An 18,025-nucleotide genomic window follows, 5' to 3' on the forward strand; every position below is an offset into this window, starting at 1 on the left:
GGACTGCCGGACCTGTGGACAACTTGGCGAGGAGTAGTACGCATCATGATCGCGATTGATCGAACCCGCACCGTCGCGGTCGTCGGCGCCGGCACGATGGGCCAGGGAATCGCCCAGGTTGCCCTGGTGGCGGGCCATCGCGTGCGGCTCTACGACGCCGCCCCCGGCAGTGCCGAGCGCGGTGCGCAGGCCGTCGCCGCACGGCTCGGCCGACTGGCCGAAAAGGGCCGGATGGACGCGGCCGAACGTGACGCGGCCCTCGCCAGGCTCGCCCCCGCCGCCACGATCGGCGAGCTGGCCGACGCCGCCCTCGTCATCGAGGCGATCATCGAGGACCTCCCCGCCAAGCAGCGGCTCTTCACCGAACTCGAAGAGATCGTCGACGAGGACTGCCTGCTCGCCACCAACACCTCCTCGCTCTCCGTGACCGCCGTCGCCGGAGCCCTGCGCCGTCCGGGCCGTTTCGTCGGTCTGCACTTCTTCAATCCGGCCCCGCTGCTCCCCCTCGTGGAGGTCGTCTCCGCCGCGACCACCGACGAGGACGCCGTGGCCGCCGCCTACGCGACCGCCGCCGCCTGGGGCAAGACGCCGGTGCGCTGCACCGACACCCCCGGCTTCATCGTCAACCGGATCGCCCGCCCCTTCTACGCCGAGGCGTTCCGCGTCCACGAGGAGGGGGCCGCGGAGCCCGCCACCATCGACGCGGTCCTGCGCGAGTGCGGCGGTTTCGCGATGGGCCCGTTCGAACTGACCGATCTCATCGGCCAGGACGTGAACGAGGCCGTCACCCGCTCCGTGTGGGAGTCGTTCTTCCACGATCCCAAGTTCACTCCGTCGCTCACCCAGCGCCGCCTCGTCGAATCCGGACTGCTCGGCCGCAAGTCCGGCCGCGGCTGGTTCCGCTACGGGGACGAGGACCGTCCGCTCCCGGCCACGGCGGCTCCCGCGCAGGCCCCGCAGCAGGTGACGGTCCTCGGCGACCTCGGGCCGGCGGCAGAGCTCGTCGCGCTGATGGAAGAGGCCGGCATCCGCGTCGACCGCGATGAGCGGGGCCCCGGGGCCATCATGCTGGGCGACGACGACTGGCTCTTCCTCGCCGACGGCGCCTACGCCACCGAGCGCGGCGACAGCGTCATCCACTTCGATCTCGCGCTGGACTACCGGGCCGCCACCCGTATCGCCCTGGCGCCGGGCGACACGGCCGGGCCCGAGGCGGTCCAGGCGGCCATCGGCCTCTTCCAGGCGCTGGGCAAGCAGGTCAGCGTGATCGCGGACGTCCCCGGCATGATCGTCGCGCGCACGGTGGCGATGCTGGTGGATCTCGCCGCCGACGCGGTGGCCAAGGGCGTCGCCTCGCCCGCCGATGTCGACACCGCGATGCGGCTCGGCGTGAACTATCCGCTCGGCCCGCTGGAGTGGGGCGACCGCCTGGGTGCGTACTGGGTGTGCGCCCTGCTCCGCGAACTGGACGACGGTTGCCCCGGGGGCCGCTACGCCCCGTCATCGCTGTTGCGCCGCCGTACGGCCGCCGAGGGGAAGCTGTTCTAATCGTGACCATGGCCGAGCCCCCCAGTCCCCGCGTCAAACGGGACACCTACACCCCTGACACGCTGCTTGCCGTCGCCGTCGAGGTGTTCAACCAGCGCGGCTACGACGGCACCTCCATGGAGGATCTCTCGCGCGCCGCGGGCATCTCCAAGTCCTCGATCTACCACCATGTGCGCGGCAAGGAAGAGCTGCTCCACCGGGCCGTCGGACGGGCGCTGGACGGTCTGTTCGGCATCCTCGAGGAGCCTCGGGCCCGGCAGGGCCGGGCGATTGAGCGGTTGGAGTACGTCACCCGGCGTACCGCAGAGGTACTCATGGAGGAGCTGCCCTACGTCACCCTGCTGTTGCGGGTGCGCGGGAACACCAGCACCGAGCGCTGGGCGATGGAGCGCCGACGGGAGTTCGACCAGCGGGTGTCCGACCTGCTGAAGGCCGCCGCGAGCGAGGGTGATCTCCGTACCGACATGGACATCCGGCTGGCTACGCGGCTGCTCTTCGGCATGATCAACTCGATTGTGGAGTGGTACCGGCCCGAGGCCAGGGGGGCGATCGACGGGGAACACGTCGCGGACGCCGCCGTGCGCATGGCCTTCGAGGGCCTGCGGACATAGCCCAACCGTGAGGTCCAGACCATTGACCGGTGAGCGGGGCCGCCGACACGATCCAGCCATGTATTCAGCTACATGGCGGCGGACGGTGACACCGCGTTCGCGGATTCCACCAAGGCGCTCAGCAAGGCGTCGGTGAAGGCCAGGGAGAACTCGCTGTACATCGTGGCGGGGGTCAACCACGGGGTGTCGATGCTCGACGACGCCGAGAACTGGGCGAAGGTCACGGCGTTCCTGAAGAGGTACGGCGGCTGACCGGGCTGACGGGCTGCGGGCCGGCCGGCCACCGGCCCGGACCCCGTCTCAGCCGGCGACCACGATGTCCGTCTCCTCGAAGACCAGGAGCGTACGGCTGCTGAGGACTTCGGGTATGGCCTGGATGCGGGTCAGCACGAGCTCCCGCAAGCTGCGGTTGTCGGGGGTGTGGACGAGCATGAGTACGTCGAAATCGCCGCTTACTAGGGCAATATGCGCTACACCCGGAAGGGTGAGAAGTTGTTCACGGACCGTCCGCCAGGAGTTCTGGACGATCTTGAGGGTGATATATGCGGACGCGGCCTGTCCGGCGCGTTCATGGTCCACCCGGGCGGTGAATCCGCGGATGACGCCGTCCTCGATGAGCCGGTTGATCCGGGCGTAGGCGTTCGCCCGCGAAACGTGTACGCGCTCGGCCACAGAACGGATCGAGGCCCGTCCGTCCTCCTGCAGGAGCCGCAGAATCGTCCGGTCGATGGGGTCGAGCGGACGCACCGGCGGCTCGGGCTCGGCCATCTGTTCTCGCGGCATGCCCGCGGACCTCCCTACCATGGACGTACTGGCTCCATTCCAGGCTGTGCAGAACCGTTTGTCCACAGGCTGAACGTACCTGTGGCCAAAATGCCTTCGTCGACCGAACAATCGGTTGGGAGGGCGCGATCCGTCCTCCAACCTACGAGGAGGTGCTCGCGATGACCGTCATGGACCAGAAACCCGCCCCTGGCCACAGGCATGGGGGACCCCAGCGCCCCCCCACCGACGCCACGCCGCTGCTGCCCGAGACGGAGCCGTTCCGGCTGCTGGGCACCCCCGCCGCCGCCAAGGTCGACCCCGGTCTGCTCACCGAGCTCTACGGTCAGCTCGTGCGCGGCCGCAGATACAACCGGCAGGCCACCGCCCTGACCAAGCAGGGCCGGCTCGCGGTCTACCCCTCCAGCACCGGCCAGGAGGCCTGCGAGGTCGCCGCCGCCCTCGCGCTGCGGCCGCAGGACTGGCTCTTTCCCAGCTACCGCGACACCCTCGCCGTCATCGCCCGCGGTGTGGACCCGGTCCAGGCGCTCACCCTGCTGCGCGGCGACTGGCACACCGGCTACGACCCGCACGAACACCGGGTGGCACCGCTCAGCACCCCGCTGGCCACCCAGCTCCCGCACGCGGTCGGCCTCGCCCACGCCGCCCGCCTCAAGGGCGACGACGTGGTCGCGCTCGCCATGGTCGGCGACGGCGGCACCAGCGAGGGCGATTTCCACGAGGCGCTGAACTTCGCCGCCGTCTGGCACGCCCCGGTGGTCTTCCTCGTACAGAACAACGGCTTCGCCATCTCCGTACCGCTCGACAAGCAGACCGCCGCACCGTCCCTCGCCCACAAGGCGGTCGGCTACGGCATGCCCGGCCGGCTCGTGGACGGCAATGACGCGCCAGCCGTGCACCAGGTGCTCACCGAGGCGGTCGACCGGGCCCGCGCGGGCGGCGGACCCACCCTCATCGAGGCGGTCACCTACCGCATGGAGGCGCACACCAACGCCGACGACGCCACCCGCTACCGAGACGAGTCCGAGGTCGCCGCCTGGCGTGAGCACGACCCGATCGCCCTTCTGGAACGGGAGCTGAACGCGCGCGGGCTGCTCGACGACGCCACGCGGCATGTCGCCGAGGAGGCCGCAGAACAGATGGCCGCCGACCTGCGCGAGCGGATGAACGCGGAACCGCTGCTGGACCCGATGGACCTCTTCGCCCACATCTACGCCGAGCCGACCCCCCAACTGCGCGAGCAGGCGGCCATGCTGCGCGCCGAACTCGAGGCCGAGCAGGCCGGACACAGCGATCACATCGATCACACGGCGCACGCCGGGAATGCCGGAGCCCGTTCATGAGCACCGCGACCGCCCCCGCACCCGCCACCGCGCGCAAGCCCGCCACCATGGCGCAGGCCCTCAACCGCGCCCTGCGGGACGCCCTGGCCGAGGACCCGGCCGTCCATGTACTCGGTGAGGACGTGGGCTCCCTCGGCGGTGTCTTCCGGATCACGGACGGCCTCGCGAAGGAGTTCGGCGACATCCGCTGTACGGACACCCCGCTCGCCGAGGCGGGAATCCTCGGCGCGGCGGTCGGCATGGCGATGTACGGGCTGCGCCCGGTCGTCGAGATGCAGTTCGACGCTTTCGCCTATCCAGCATTCGAGCAGCTGATCAGCCATGTGGCCAAGATGCGCAACCGCACCCGCGGGGCGCTGCCGCTGCCGATCACGATCCGGGTGCCCTATGGCGGCGGCATCGGCGGCGTGGAGCACCACAGCGACTCCTCGGAGGCGTACTACCTCCACACCCCAGGCCTGCATGTCGTCACTCCTGCGACGGTCGGGGACGCCTACGGACTGCTGCGCGCCGCCATCGCCTCGGACGATCCGGTGGTCTTCCTGGAGCCGAAGCGGCTCTACTGGTCGAAGGACGACTGGAACGCCGACGAGCCGGCGCCGGTGGAGCCGATAGGGCGGGCCGTCGTGCGGCGCCCCGGGCGCAGCGCCACGCTCATCACCTACGGCCCCTCCCTGCCGGTCTGCCTGGAAGCAGCGGACGCGGCCCGGGAGGAAGGCTGGGACCTCGAAGTCCTGGACCTGCGCAGCCTGGTGCCCTTCGATGACGAGACGGTCGCGGCGGCGGTGCGCGGGACCGGCCGGGCCGTCGTCGTCCATGAGTCCGCCGGATTCGGCGGCGCCGGGGCGGAGATCGCGGCCCGGGTCACCGAGCGCTGCTTCCACCACCTCGAAGCGCCGGTCCTGAGAGTCGCCGGCTTCGACATCCCGTACCCGCCGCCGATGCTGGAACGCCACCATCTGCCCAGCGTGGACCGGATCCTTGACGCGGTCGGCCGCCTCCAGTGGGAGGTGCGGTAATGGCCGTCGTGAAGGAATTCACCCTCCCGGACCTGGGAGAGGGCCTCACCGAGGCCGAGATCGTCCGCTGGCTGGTGCAGGTGGGCGAGGTCGTCGCCATCGACCAGCCGGTCGTCGAGGTCGAGACCGCAAAGGCGGTGGTCGAAGTCCCGTGCCCGTACGGCGGTGTGGTCACCGCCCGCTTCGGCGCGGAAGGCGAATCGCTGGCCGTGGGCCGTCCGCTGATCACAGTGGCGGTCGGACCGGCGATGGGTTCTGACGCTTCCAGCGAGAGCCCCGGCGGGGAAGGCTCCTCCGGAGGATCCGGGAACGTCCTCGTCGGCTATGGCACGGCCGCGCCGGGCGCCCGGCGCCGCAGGGTGCGGCCGGCGACGGTTCCGGAGGTGGCGGCGGCGTCCGCACCGGCAGTCGCTGCCGTAGCCGTGCCAGAAGCCGTGCCGGAAGCCGCGCCGACTGTGCCCGCCTCCGGTGACGGGTCGGTCGGGCCGGTGGCGGTCATCTCGCCGCTGGTGCGGCGGATGGCGCGGGAGCACCGGCTCGACCTGCGGTCGCTGTCCGGATCGGGACCGGCCGGGCTGATTCTGCGCGCCGACGTCGAACGGGCGCTCGCCGCCGCGGCGGTATCCGGGCCGGCAGCAACGGCAGCAACGGCCGCAACAGCGACGACGGCCGCTGTTCCGGCGGGGGAGCGTGTGCCGTTGCGCGGGATACGGGGAGCGGTGGCTGAGAAGCTCAGCCGCAGCCGTCGTGAGATACCCGACGCCACCTGCTGGGTGGACGCCGATGCGACCGAACTGCTCGCGGCCAGGGCGGCGATGAACGCGGGCGGCGGGCCGAAGGTGTCCGTGCTCGCGCTGCTCGCGCGGATCTGTACGGCGGCACTGGCGCGGTATCCGGAGCTCAACGCCACCGTGGACACCGAGCGGAACGAGATCGTGCGGCTGCCGGCCGTGCATCTCGGCTTCGCGGCGCAGACGGAACGCGGGCTGGTCGTCCCCGTCGTACGGGATGCCCAGGCGCGGACGACCACCGGGCTGGCGGCTGAGATCGTCCGCCTCAGCGAGGCCGCCCGCACCGGCCGCCTCACGCCCGCGGACCTCACCGGTGGCACGTTCACCCTCAACAATTACGGAGTGTTCGGCGTCGACGGGTCGACGCCGATCATCAACCACCCCGAGGCCGCGATGCTCGGTGTCGGCCGGATAGCGCCCAAGCCCTGGGTCCATCAGGGGGAGCTGGCCGTACGCCAGGTCGTCCAGCTGTCGTTCACCTTCGACCACCGGGTGTGCGACGGCGGCACGGCGGGCGGCTTCCTCCGCTTCGTCGCCGACTGCGTGGAACAGCCCGCGGTGCTGCTCGCCGCGGTCTGAGCACCCGGACCCGAATCCCCTGCGGGTGCGGTACGAGTGATCAGGGTGTATCGCCCGGACGGCCGGGTCGCACGGCATACTGCGCGGCATGAACGCACATGACGCCGTGGTGCTGGCGGGCGGCGCCGCCAGGCGCCTTGGCGGGGCGGACAAGCCGGGGCTGACGGTCGCGGGGCGGCCGCTGCTGGACCGGGTGCTGGACGCCTGTGCGGGCGCCGGCACCACGGTGGTCGTCGGGCCGCGCCGGCCCACCGGTCGGCCGGTGCTGTGGGCGCGGGAGGATCCGCCGGGCGGCGGCCCGCTGCCCGCGCTCGCCGCGGGTCTGGCGCGGGCCGAGGCGGACACGGTGCTGGTGTTCGCGGCCGACATGCCCTTCCTGACGCGGACGACAGCGGACGCGCTGCAGGAGGCCCTCGGGCGGGAGACGGGCATGGACGGCGTCGTCCTGACCGATCCGTCCGGCCGGGACCAGCCGCTGGCCGCGGCCTACCGCACGGAGGCGCTGCGCCGGGGGCTCGCGCTGATCTCCACCGAGCACGGCACGCTCGCCGGGCTGCCGTTGCGGCTGCTCGCCGCGGAGCTCCGGTTGCACCGGCTGCCCGACCCGTCGGGCTCGGATTCCTTCGACTGCGACACCTGGGAAGACGTCGCCGCGGCACGGGCGAGACTGGAACAGGGGTGAGTCTGCGCGGCGATGCGCGCCGCATCGGGGACGATGGGCCTGTGTTGGATGAATGGATCGCCGCAGCCAAGGCCGAACTGGGGATCGAGCTGGAGGTCGACACCGCCGTCCTCCTCGACCTCGCCCGTGATGCCGCGCATGGTGTCGCCCGCCCCGCCGCACCGCTCACCACCTTCCTGGTCGGCTATGCCGCCGCCCAGTCCGGCGGTGGCCCCGAGGAAGTGCGCAATGCCGCCCGCAAGGCGGCCGAACTCGCCGAACGCTGGTCCACCGAGGCCACCGAGGCCACCGAGGCCAACAAAGCCACCGAGGCCGCCGCGGCCGGCGACCCCATCCGGGCCGCCGGGGGCAATGACCGCGGTTCCTCCGCTGAGGGGAGTCCGGCCGGATGACGGGCCGGACGACGGGGCCCGCCGACCGGGAGGAGGCCGCGCTCAATGCGATGGGCGAGGCTCTGATGCTCGCCAACGAGGGCCGATCCGGAAACGCGTACGGAGCCGGATACGGCGGGCTCCGCGCGGGCGGGCCGGGCGGAGCGGACGGCGGTCCCACCACCGGCATCAGCACCGATCCGACGACCGGCCGCACCACTGATCCCACCACTGATCCCACCGCCGATCCCGCCATCGACCCCGCCATCGACCGCGACATCGGTCCCGCCGCCGACCTCGCCGCCGATCCCGCCACCGCAGCCACCGCGAACGCGCCTGTGCCAAAGCCCCAGCCCGCACGCAAGCCCCATCCCCATCCCCATCCCAAGCCCGCGCCCAAGCCCCCGCATCAAGACATTTCCTGGCCCGAGGCCCGCCGGATCGCGCGCGCGGCCGGACGGCGGCTGCCCGCCGTCAGCCGGCCGCTCGCCGAGACGCTCGGGTACGCGCTCGCCGCCCCGCTCACCGCGCTCACCGATCTGCCGTCCTTCGACACCTCGGCGATGGACGGCTGGGCGGTGGCGGGCCCCGGCCCCTGGCGGCTGGAGGGCCGGCTGCTCGCGGGCCAGCGTCCTGGAGTGGCGCTGCTCGACGGCCATGCCATCGCGATCGCGACCGGCGCGGCTCTCCCGCCCGGCGCCACCGCGATCATCCGCCGCGAGCACGGCCGTACCGAACGGCGTACCGACGGCGAGCAGCTGTACGCCACCCATGGCGCGCCCACGCTCGGCCAGGACGTACGCCCTCGCGCCCAGGAGTGCCGCGGGGGAGACGAACTGCTCTCCCCCGGCGTCGTGGTCACCCCGGCGGTGCTCGGTCTCGCGGCCGCAGCGGGTTACGACGAGCTGGGCGTCATCACCCGCCCCCGGGTGGAGGTCCTGGTCCTCGGGGACGAACTGCTCGACCACGGGCTCCCCCATGCCGGATTCGTCCGGGACGCCCTCGGCCCGATGCTGGCGCCATGGCTGCGGGCGCTCGGCGCCGACGTGACCGCTACCCGGCACGTGGTCGACGAGGCCGACGCCCTTTACCGCGCGATCAGCGAGACCACCGCCGATCTGCTGATCACCACGGGCGGGACGGCCGGCGGCCCGGTCGACCACGTCCATCCCGTCCTGCACGAGCTGGACGCGAAGCTGCTCGTCGACGGTGTCGCCGTGCGGCCGGGACACCCCATGCTGCTCGCCGAGCTTCCGGGGGGCGGGCACCTCGTCGGGCTCCCGGGCAATCCGCTGGCGGCGGTCTCCGGCGTCATCACGCTCGTCGCTCCCCTGCTGCGTACGCTCGCGGGCCGTCCGGCCCCGGCTCCGTACACCGCCGAGCTCACCACGGACGTGCCCGGCCATCCGACGGACACCCGTCTGGTTCCGGTGGTCTTCGACGACGAATCGGCGGTCGTCCCGCTGCACTTCCACGGGCCCGCCATGCTGCGGGGCCTGGCATCCGCCGACGGGTTGGCGGTCATTCCGCCCGGCGGCGCCACGGCCGGACGGGAGACGGCCGTGCTCGACATGGCATGGGGGACCGCCGGTTGCTGATTTCCGACGCCTTCCGGGGCGCGACCCGCGGCGTCACGGCGCCGGGCCGGCTCTCCCGGGCGGCATCCCGGGTCATCAGGCGAGCCACAAGGCCACAAGCCAAAAGCCACACAAGTGACACGAGGTGAAGTCCGTTGAAGCTGCCCCGCCACGACGCTGCCGCGGGCCGGGCGGACGGAAGCGCCTCCGACCACCACACCACCGACCACCACACCACCGACCACCACACCGCTGACCACGACCCCGACCACACCGCCGACCAGCACACCGACCACCACGGCGGCGGCCACCGCAGCAGCCATCCCGCCGACCATGACAGCCCTGCCAGCCTCGCCTACAAGGTGATGTTCCCCCGGCAGGCCACGGGCCCGCTGCGCCAGGTCTCGCGTCGGCTGGCCGTCGCGCTGCTCGTGCTCCTGGCCACGGTCCTCATCGTCTATCTGGACCGCGGCGGGTATCACGACAACGCCGACGACACCGTCTCGTTCGTCGACGCGCTCTACTACGCGACGGTCACGCTCTCGACGACCGGCTACGGCGACATCGTCCCCTACAGCGTCACCGCGCGGCTGAGCAATGTCTTCCTGGTGACGCCGCTGCGCGTGATCTTCCTGATCATCCTGGTCGGCACCACCCTCGAAGTGCTCACCGAGCGCACCCGCGAGCAATGGCGGCTCAAACGCTGGAGGTCCACTTTGCGCGACCACATCGTCATCGTCGGATATGGCACCAAAGGCCGTTCCGCCGCCCAGACGCTGATCGGACGGGGGATCCCCGTCGAGAAGATCGTGATCGTCGACCCGAGCCCCAAGGTGGTCCAGGCGGCCACCGCCGAGGGCTTCGTGGGTGTGGTGGGTGACGCGACGCGCAATGACGTGCTGTTGCGCGCCGAGGCCGAGCGTGCCAAGGAGATCGTGATCGCGGCGCAGCGCGACGACACCGCCGTCCTGGTCACGCTGACCGCCCGGCAGCTCAACAAGCGGGCGTACATCGTCGCTTCCGTGCGCGAGGAGGAGAACGCGCCGCTTGTTGCGCCAGTCCGGCGCCAACGCGGTGATCACCAGCTCCAGCGCCGCCGGCCGGCTGCTCGGCCTGTCGATGCTGAGTCCGAGCGTGGGCCAGGTGATGGACGACCTGATCACCTACGGCAGCGGCCTCGATCTCATCGAGCGTCCGGTCACCAAGGCCGAGGTCGGCAAGGCTCCGCGCGACGTGGCCGATCTGGTGGTCTCCGTCAAGCGCGGCCACCGCCTGCTGGGCTTCGACGATCCGGATGCGGCGACGCTGCAGTTCGCCGACCGCCTCATCGCCATTCATCGCGCGGGTCCCGCTCTGCCGTCCGGAGAGTAGCCTCGCGCTCATGTATGCGATCACCATCCCCGAAGCCGGCGGACCCGAAGCACTCATCTGGGCCGAGGTCGCGGACCCGGAACCCAGTCAGGGCGAGGTCCTGGTCGAGGTCGTGGCCAGCGCCGTCAACCGCGCCGATCTGCTGCAACGCCAGGGTTTCTACGATCCGCCGCCCGGCTCGTCCCCGTACCCGGGCCTGGAGTGCTCAGGCCGGATCGCCGCGCTCGGCCCCGGTGTGTCCGGCTGGGCGGTCGGCGACGAGGTGTGCGCGCTGCTCGCGGGCGGCGGTTACGCGCAGCTGGTCGCCGTGCCGGTCGGACAGCTGCTGCCGGTGCCCAAGGGCGTCGATCTGGTGGCCGCCGCCGCGCTGCCCGAGGTCGCCTGCACCGTATGGTCCAACGTCTTCATGGTCGCGCATCTGAGCCCCGGCGAGACGCTGCTCGTGCACGGCGGTTCGAGCGGGATCGGCACCATGGCGATCCAGCTGGCCAAGGCGGTCGGCGCGACGGTCGCGGTGACGGCCGGCAGCGCGGAGAAGCTTGAGGCGTGCCGGGAGTTGGGCGCGGACACCCTGATCAACTACCGCGAGGAGGACTTCGCGGAGCTGGTCACGGCGGATGTGATCCTCGACATCATGGGCGCCAAGTACCTCGAACGGAACGTGGACGCGCTGGCGGTCAACGGCCGGCTCGTCATCATCGGCCTGCAGGGCGGCGTGAAGGGCGAGCTGAACCTCGCCAAGATGCTGGCCAAGCGGGCGGCGGTCGCGGCGACCTCGCTGCGCGGGCGCCCGCTGGGCGAGAAGGCCGCGATCGTCGCGGCGGTACGCGAGCATGTCTGGCCGCTGCTGGAGGCCGGCACGGTACGGCCGGTCGTCGACCGTGCGATCCCGATGGCGGACGCCGCCGAGGCCCACCGCGTGGTCGAGGCAAGTACGCACGTCGGCAAGGTCGTCCTGACCGTCTGAGCGGTCGGGGAGTCTGCCCGAGATGCCGTGATTGTCCCTTCGTGTGAGGCTGATTCCACAGTGGAGTTCCAGGGTGGAGCCGGCTGAGGCTGAGAGGGGCGGGCGTCTTGCGTTCGGCACCCAGCGGGCGAGTGGTGGCAGCGGCCGTATTGACCGGCGCGCTGCTGATTCTGCCGGTGGCGTCCGGGTGGGCGGCGCCGGGCATGACGGTGACGGTCGGTGCCGCGTCGGCGGCGGCGCCGCCCGCACCACCCCGGCTGCTGAACCCCCTGAACCTGGCGCAGCTGCTGAAGCCGCTGAACCTGCCGCAGTTGCCGAAGTCGCAGGTGCTGCAGCTACCGCAGCTACCGCAGCTACCGCAGGCGCCGAAGCCGAACGAGCCTCCAAAGCCGTCCATACCGACGCGGACCACGACGTCGGCGGGGCCCGCCGCACCGGGGGCGCCAACCCGGCCGGCCAAGCCCGCGCCATCGCCGCGACCCACCAGGCCCGCGCCGGCCAAGCCCGCGCCATCGCCGCGACCCACCAGGCCCGCGCCGGCCAAGCCCGCGCCGTCGCCAACGCCCGCCAAGCCGAAACCGGTCACGACGAAACCGGCCACGCCGGTGCCCGTCGGGAGCACGATGACCGAGCCGGCCACGACGGCCGAGGCGCCCAAGAAGCACCACCCGCATGGCCCGCAGGTCTCCGAGCCCGCCGATGACGAGGCCGGAGCGGAGTATCAGCCCCCGGACGGGGTTCAGTTGGAGTTGGCGGCCGGGCCCGTGTACGAGCCCGCGCTCCGGCCTTCCGCCGGAGTCACCACCCCCACCCCCGCTGTGAAGCCTCCGCAGGAACCCGCTCCGATACGTACGGCCGCCGCCGTCGCCGCTGATCAGGGCGCGTCGGAGCCCGCCGGTCACTCCTTGCACGTATTGCCGCTCGGTGCCGGGCTGGCCCTCGTCGGGCTGGGCCTGGGCTTTCTGGGACTGCGCCTGCGCCGGAGCTGATCCGGCCACCTGCACCCCCACATGCAACCTCCATGCACCCTCACATGCACGCCCCTCAGCACCCCCAAGCAACCCCCCCAAACACCCCCCGATCACCCCGTCTCCTGGCCGGTATTCACCCGACCGGCCTTGCTCTGCGTGACCATACTCGGTATACATACTCAGTATGTCGATCCGTCACGGCCTCCTGGCCCTCCTCGAACGCGGTCCCCGCTACGGGTTTCAGCTGCGCACCGAGTTCGAGTCCCGTACCGGCTCCACCTGGCCGCTGAACGTCGGCCAGGTCTACACCACCCTCGGACGGCTGGAGCGCGACGGTTTCGTCGTACCTGCCGGGGAGGACGACAGCGGACACGCGCTGTACGCCATCACCGACAAGGGACGCAGCGAACTGCGGGAATGGTTCTCCACTCCGGTGGACCGCGCCAACCCACCCCGCAATGAGCTGGCGATCAAGCTCGCGATGGCGGTGGGATCAACCGGGATGGACATCCGCGCCGTCATCCAGACACAGCGTCACCACACTCTCCAGGCCCTTCAGGACTACACCCGGCTGAAGGCCCAGGCGCTCGTCGCCCTGGAGCAGGACCAGAACCGTGACGACGTGGCCTGGCTGCTCGTGATCGAACAGCTCATCTTCCAGGCGGAGGCCGAGGCCCGTTGGCTCGACCACGCGGAGACCAGGCTCGTACGGCTGGCTGACGCGGTCGCCGCAGACAAAGGCGGCGCTGATCTGAAGGGCTCCCGGCAGGACCCGCAAAGGGATCCGAATCAGGACGCGAATCAGGACGCGAATCAGGACGCGAATCAGGACGCGAATCAGGACCCGAAGCCGGACTCGAAAGAGAGCCCGGCGCAGGGCTCGAAGCAGGACGCCGGGCAGGACAGGGGACTGCTCGGAGCCCTGGCGCGTTCGAGGCCACGCCGGCGCTGACGCGGTCGCACCGCGCCGGCCCCACTCGCCCGCCGGCCCCACTCACCCGCCCGCACACCGGCACACCCGTACCGATCTGACCACAGGGGGATCAACCCATGCCTGCCCAAGAGCAGCAGCCAGTCCTGCAGTTGCAGGAGCTGACCCGAGTCCACGGCAGCGGCACCACAGAAGTGCACGCGCTGCGCGGTATCGACCTGTCCGTCCACCCGGGTGAACTCGTCGCCGTCATGGGCCCGTCCGGCTCCGGCAAGTCCACGCTGCTGACCATCGCGGGCGGCCTCGACCTCCCCACCTCTGGCCGGGTGCTCGTCGAGGGCACCGATCTCACCACCGCCAACCGCAAGCAGATAGCCGCGCTGCGCCGCCGCAGCATCGGCTACGTCTTCCAGGACTACAACCTCATCCCGGCGCTGACCGCTGTCGAGAACGTCGCCCTGCCCCGTGAGCTCGACGGCACCTCGGCCCGCAAGGCCCGCCGTGAGGCGCTGGCCTCGCTGGAGGAGATGAATCTCGACCACCTCGCCGACCGCTTCCCGGACGAGATGTCCGGTGGTCAGCAGCAGCGCGTCGCCATCGCCCGGGCGCTGGTCGGCGACCGCCGGCTGGTCCTGGCCGACGAGCCGACGGGCGCGCTGGACTCCGAGACCGGCGAGTCGGTACTGGCTCTGCTGCGCGCCCGCTGTGACGCGGGCGCCGCCGGTGTCCTGGTCACCCATGAGCCGCGCTTCGCGGCCTGGGCGGACCGGGTGGTGTTCCTGCGGGACGGTTCTGTCGTGGATACGACGCTGCGCTCGCAGGCCGAGTCGCTGCTCACCGGCGGTGTGGCTCAGTGACCGGCTGGCTCAATTCCTGGCGTGCCGCGGTGCGGATCGCACGGCGCGACGCCTGGCGCTTCAAGGGACGCAGCATCCTCGTCCTTGCCATGATCGCGCTGCCGATCCTGGGCGTGAGCGCCGCTGACATCACCATCCGCAGCTCGCATGTGACCACCGAGCAGGAGCTGAGCCGCGAGATCGGCGCGGCCGACGCGCAGTTGTCCGATTCCGGCTCCGACGGCCAGCCCGTCTACCAAACCCCTGACGGTGCGAACCACGCGATGGTCAACGATTCCGCCCAGTCACAGATGATGGACGGCGGCGCCGGTGCCGATATCCCGGCCGTCATTCCCGCCGGGGCGAAGACGCTGAAGGACGTGGTCGGCAACGGCAAGGTCCACACCGAGTACGGCCTGCTGGACGTCGACATCCGTGAGCTGAAGGCCTCGGACCCGATGGCCGCCGGGATCATGGACCTGGACCGCGGGCACTTCCCGGCCGCGCCGGACGAGGTCATCGCGACCAACGCCTTCCTCAGCAAGAGCGGGCTCTTCGTCGGCTCCTCGCTCTCCGCCCGTGATCTGGCCACCAAGTACAAGATCGTCGGCGCCTACGACCTGCCCGACGATCTCAAGGCAGAGCAGATCAACGCGCTTCCGGACTCCTTCCTGGCGCCGCTGGCCAAGGCATTGAAGGGCGCGGGCCGCAATGGTCCGGGCACGAGCTCCAAGTACCTCGTCGCCGTCAACGGTGGTTTCACGTGGAACATGGTGCAGCAGGCCAACGTCAAGAGCGTCATCGTGCACTCCCGAGTGGTCGTTCTCGACCCGCCGGCTGATTCCGCGGTGCCCCTGTTCGTCAAGTACCCGGACTGGAACCGCGACTACAGCGGCAGTACCGCCGCGAAGGCCGCGCTGCTCGCCGTGGCCGCGACGATCGTCGGCCTGGCGATGCTGGAGATCTGCCTGCTCGCGGGCCCGGCCTTCGCCGTCGGCGCGCGCCGTTCGCGCCGCCAGCTCGGCCTGGTCGGAGCCAACGGCGGCGACCGCCGCCATATTCGCGCGATCGTGCTGGCGGGCGGCCTGGTGATCGGGGTGTGCGCCGCCGTCATCGGCACGGTGCTGGGCCTCGCGCTGACCTTCGCCCTGCGCGAGACGCTGGAACAGTACGTCGGCAAGCGCTTCGGCGGGATCAGCCTGCGCCCGCTGGAACTCCTCGGCATCGGCGTACTGGCGATCGTCACCGGTCTGCTGGCCGCCATCGTCCCGGCGGTCGTCGCCTCGCGGCAGAGCGTGCTGGCCTCGCTGACCGGTCGCCGCGGCATCCGGCACGCCAACCGCGTGCTGCCCGTCCTCGGCCTCGCCGCCGTCTGCCTCGGCGCCGGGATCGCGTTCTTCGGCTCGATGAAGACCGACAACGTCCTCGCGGTCGGCGGCGGTTCCGCCTTCGCCGAACTCGGCATTGTCGCCCTGACCCCGACCCTGGTCGGGCTCTTCGGACGGCTCGGCGGCCGGCTGCCGCTCTCCCCGCGGCTCGCCCTGCGCGACGCGGTGCGCAACCGGGGGCGTACGGCGCCGGCCGTCGCCGCCGTCCTGGCGGCCGTCGCGGGCACGGTCGCGGTGGCCACGTACACCGCCAGCAGCGACCTGCAGCAGCGCGAGGCGTACCATGCCAGGCTGCCGTACAGCGTCGTGGCGCTCAGTATCGACAAGGAGCAGGGCCGCGATCTGGACCCGGTCCGGGCGGCGGTCGACAAGCGCTTCCCGGTCTCGTTCCGCGCGGATGTGTCACGCCTGGTCATTGGCAAGAAGACCTGCTCGATGTACAGCAACAGCCCCGGCTGCGGCCGGGCGGAGATGGTCGTCCCCGAGGCGAACAAGTGCCCGACGGACGGGCCGCAGGGCGAGACGAAGTTCACCGCCGCCGAGCGCCGCACGCTGTCCAAGGACTGGCGCTGCGTCCGGAATTACCACACCAGCGCCATCAGCACCGAATCGAATGTACTGGTCGGTGACGCCGCGGTGCTCCACGCACTCGGCATCAAGGACCCGCGGGCCGAGCAGGCGCTGGACGCCGGCCGCGTGGTGCTGTTCGACAAGCACTACGTGGAGAAGGGCCGGCTCACCCTCCGGCTGGTCCAGGGCTACTCCAAAACGGTGTCCGACGGCAAGGATCCGGCCGGACCGCTGAAGTCGTTCCCGACGTACGTCCCGAAGGACGGCACCGAGTCCTACGGCGTCCGGGCCATCATGCCGCCGGGCACGGCGAAGGCCGCGGGTATCCAGACCCTCCCCTACGGCTCGTACTTCGTGAACAAGGACATGCCCAGCAGCCAGCAGCGGCAGGAGCTGGACCAGGACCTCGCCAAGCTGGGCGTCGACCCGGGCCTGTATGTCGAAGCGGGCTACGTCAGTCAGAACAGCATCATCCTGCTGGCGCTGACCGTCTTCGCCGGCCTGGTCACCATCGGCGCCGCGGGCATCGCCACGGGCCTCGCCCAGGCGGACGCCGAGCCCGACCTGAAGACCCTGGCGGCGATCGGCGCGGACCCGCGGGTGCGGCGGACGCTGTCCGGCTTCCAGTGCGGGGTGGTGGCCGTGATGGGCGTTGTCCTCGGCTCGGCCGCGGGCATCCTGCCCGCGATCGGGCTGCGCAAGGCCGAGGAACGACAGCAGCTGAAGTTCTACCAGGATGCCCTGGACCGGGGCTGGGGCGGCGGGGGCGCTGCGCCGCACATCCCGATCGTCATTCCCTGGCCGACCCTGGCGGCGCTCCTCGTCGCGGTGCCGCTGGGCGCGGCGCTGCTGGCAGCCCTGGTCACCCGGTCCCGCACCTCGTTGTCCCGCCGCGAGGCGTCGTAGCGGAAGCGGCCGAACGACCGAAAGTGTGCCCTCTGACGTGGTGGATCAGCCGCATCAGGGGGCACACCCTCAGGTGAACGACGTGTGCGAGAGAATGGCGGCATGGAGATGCCGATGAACGAACGGTCGCAGGAGAGCCCGCAGGTCCTGATCGTGGGGCCCGACGGTATGGCACTCGGCGGCACCCCTGGCGGCGGAGCGGATTCGCGCGAGGTCCCGGTGACAGACATGGTGGAACAGCCCGCGAAGGTCATGCGTATCGGCAGCATGATCAAGCAGCTTCTGGAGGAGGTGCGGCAGGCGCCTCTCGACGAGGCGAGCCGCGTCCGGCTCAAGGAGATCCACGCCAGTTCCGTCAAGGAACTGGAGGACGGCCTCGCGCCTGAGCTGGTGGAGGAGCTGGAGCGGCTCTCGCTGCCGTTCAACGACGATTCGATTCCGACCGAGGCCGAGCTGCGCATCGCCCAGGCACAGCTGGTCGGCTGGCTGGAGGGCCTCTTCCACGGCATCCAGACGGCCCTGTTCGCCCAGCAGATGGCCGCCCGTGCCCAGCTGGAACAGATGCGCCGCGCCCTGCCCCCGGGCACGGGCGGCCATGAGGACGGTGACGAGGGCGGCCACGCGGGCGCCCGCTCGGGCCCTTACCTCTAGGACCGAGTACCTGTAGACCGAGTACCTCTGGACCGAGTACCTCCAGGACCCGTTCCTCCAGTACCTGCCCGGCCTCGGACCTGTCAGCACGGAGAGGGCCCGCAACCCATAACGCGACGCCGCCCCACTC

At 71.3% G+C, this 18,025-nt stretch carries 13 protein-coding genes and 3 pseudogenes; 15 read left to right on the forward strand and 1 reads right to left on the reverse strand.

Annotated features, from left to right (window positions below; genetic code table 11):
* Nucleotides 1–45: 45 nt before the first annotated feature.
* The 3 genes from QMK24_RS01710 to QMK24_RS01720 all read left to right on the forward strand — a co-directional run bounded on the left by QMK24_RS01710 (nucleotide 46) and on the right by QMK24_RS01720 (nucleotide 2,411).
* Nucleotides 46–1,548 (forward strand): 3-hydroxyacyl-CoA dehydrogenase, encoded by a 1,503-nt coding sequence (locus QMK24_RS01710; RefSeq protein WP_283463211.1) that lies wholly within the window; start codon nucleotides 46–48, stop codon nucleotides 1,546–1,548.
* An 8-nt stretch (nucleotides 1,549–1,556) separates the two neighbouring features.
* On the forward strand, nucleotides 1,557–2,159 hold the full coding sequence (locus tag QMK24_RS01715) for a TetR/AcrR family transcriptional regulator (RefSeq protein ID WP_283463212.1): 603 nt from the start codon (nucleotides 1,557–1,559) through the stop codon (nucleotides 2,157–2,159).
* 72 nt (nucleotides 2,160–2,231) lie between these two features.
* Nucleotides 2,232–2,411, forward strand: a complete 180-nt coding sequence (locus QMK24_RS01720; RefSeq protein WP_283463213.1) for a hypothetical protein — start codon at nucleotides 2,232–2,234, stop codon at nucleotides 2,409–2,411.
* A 48-nt stretch (nucleotides 2,412–2,459) separates the two neighbouring features.
* Here the strand turns inward: QMK24_RS01720 and QMK24_RS01725 are convergent, their stop codons facing one another.
* Nucleotides 2,460–2,942, reverse strand: coding sequence for an Lrp/AsnC family transcriptional regulator (locus QMK24_RS01725; RefSeq protein ID WP_283463214.1), 483 nt, complete (start codon nucleotides 2,940–2,942; stop codon nucleotides 2,460–2,462).
* A gap of 161 nt (nucleotides 2,943–3,103) precedes the next feature.
* Between QMK24_RS01725 and pdhA the strand changes: the two genes are divergently transcribed.
* From pdhA to QMK24_RS01785, 12 genes and pseudogenes are all read left to right on the forward strand, one after another.
* Nucleotides 3,104–4,285: a pyruvate dehydrogenase (acetyl-transferring) E1 component subunit alpha gene (gene pdhA, locus QMK24_RS01730; RefSeq protein ID WP_283463215.1), complete on the forward strand. Its 1,182-nt coding sequence runs from the start codon at nucleotides 3,104–3,106 to the stop codon at nucleotides 4,283–4,285.
* Complete coding sequence (locus tag QMK24_RS01735; protein ID WP_283463216.1) at nucleotides 4,282–5,304, forward strand: alpha-ketoacid dehydrogenase subunit beta; 1,023 nt, start codon at nucleotides 4,282–4,284, stop codon at nucleotides 5,302–5,304. The genes pdhA and QMK24_RS01735 overlap by 4 nt, the downstream gene beginning before the upstream one ends.
* A complete protein-coding gene (locus QMK24_RS01740; RefSeq protein WP_283463217.1) occupies nucleotides 5,304–6,674 on the forward strand; it encodes a dihydrolipoamide acetyltransferase family protein in 1,371 nt (456 codons plus the stop codon). The genes QMK24_RS01735 and QMK24_RS01740 overlap by 1 nt, the downstream gene beginning before the upstream one ends.
* Before the next feature lie 88 nt (nucleotides 6,675–6,762).
* Nucleotides 6,763–7,748, forward strand: a pseudogene (locus QMK24_RS01745) (NTP transferase domain-containing protein).
* On the forward strand, nucleotides 7,745–9,325 hold the full coding sequence (locus tag QMK24_RS01750) for a molybdopterin molybdotransferase MoeA (RefSeq protein ID WP_283463218.1): 1,581 nt from the start codon (nucleotides 7,745–7,747) through the stop codon (nucleotides 9,323–9,325). The pseudogene QMK24_RS01745 and the gene QMK24_RS01750 overlap by 4 nt, the downstream one beginning before the upstream one ends.
* Nucleotides 9,326–9,669: 344 nt before the next feature.
* Nucleotides 9,670–10,675, forward strand: a pseudogene (locus QMK24_RS01755) (potassium channel family protein).
* Nucleotides 10,676–10,685: 10 nt separating this feature from the next.
* The gene (locus tag QMK24_RS01760) at nucleotides 10,686–11,642 is read left to right on the forward strand and encodes an NAD(P)H-quinone oxidoreductase (protein ID WP_283463219.1); all 957 of its coding nucleotides are present in this window, start codon (nucleotides 10,686–10,688) and stop codon (nucleotides 11,640–11,642) included.
* 107 nt (nucleotides 11,643–11,749) lie between these two features.
* Nucleotides 11,750–12,631, forward strand: coding sequence for a hypothetical protein (locus tag QMK24_RS01765; protein ID WP_283463220.1), 882 nt, complete (start codon nucleotides 11,750–11,752; stop codon nucleotides 12,629–12,631).
* 166 nt (nucleotides 12,632–12,797) lie between these two features.
* Nucleotides 12,798–13,349 (forward strand): annotated as a pseudogene (locus QMK24_RS01770) (PadR family transcriptional regulator); the annotation flags it as partial.
* A gap of 314 nt (nucleotides 13,350–13,663) precedes the next feature.
* Nucleotides 13,664–14,401: an ABC transporter ATP-binding protein gene (locus QMK24_RS01775; RefSeq protein ID WP_283463221.1), complete on the forward strand. Its 738-nt coding sequence runs from the start codon at nucleotides 13,664–13,666 to the stop codon at nucleotides 14,399–14,401.
* Nucleotides 14,398–17,244 (forward strand): FtsX-like permease family protein, encoded by a 2,847-nt coding sequence (locus tag QMK24_RS01780; protein WP_283463222.1) that lies wholly within the window; start codon nucleotides 14,398–14,400, stop codon nucleotides 17,242–17,244. Before QMK24_RS01775 ends, QMK24_RS01780 begins: the two co-directional genes overlap by 4 nt.
* Nucleotides 17,245–17,346: 102 nt before the next feature.
* The gene (locus QMK24_RS01785; RefSeq protein WP_283463223.1) at nucleotides 17,347–17,895 is read left to right on the forward strand and encodes a bacterial proteasome activator family protein; all 549 of its coding nucleotides are present in this window, start codon (nucleotides 17,347–17,349) and stop codon (nucleotides 17,893–17,895) included.
* Nucleotides 17,896–18,025: the final 130 nt, after the last annotated feature.

This window comes from Streptomyces sp. PH10-H1, from assembly GCF_030063355.1.
Lineage (GTDB): Bacteria > Actinomycetota > Actinomycetes > Streptomycetales > Streptomycetaceae > Actinacidiphila.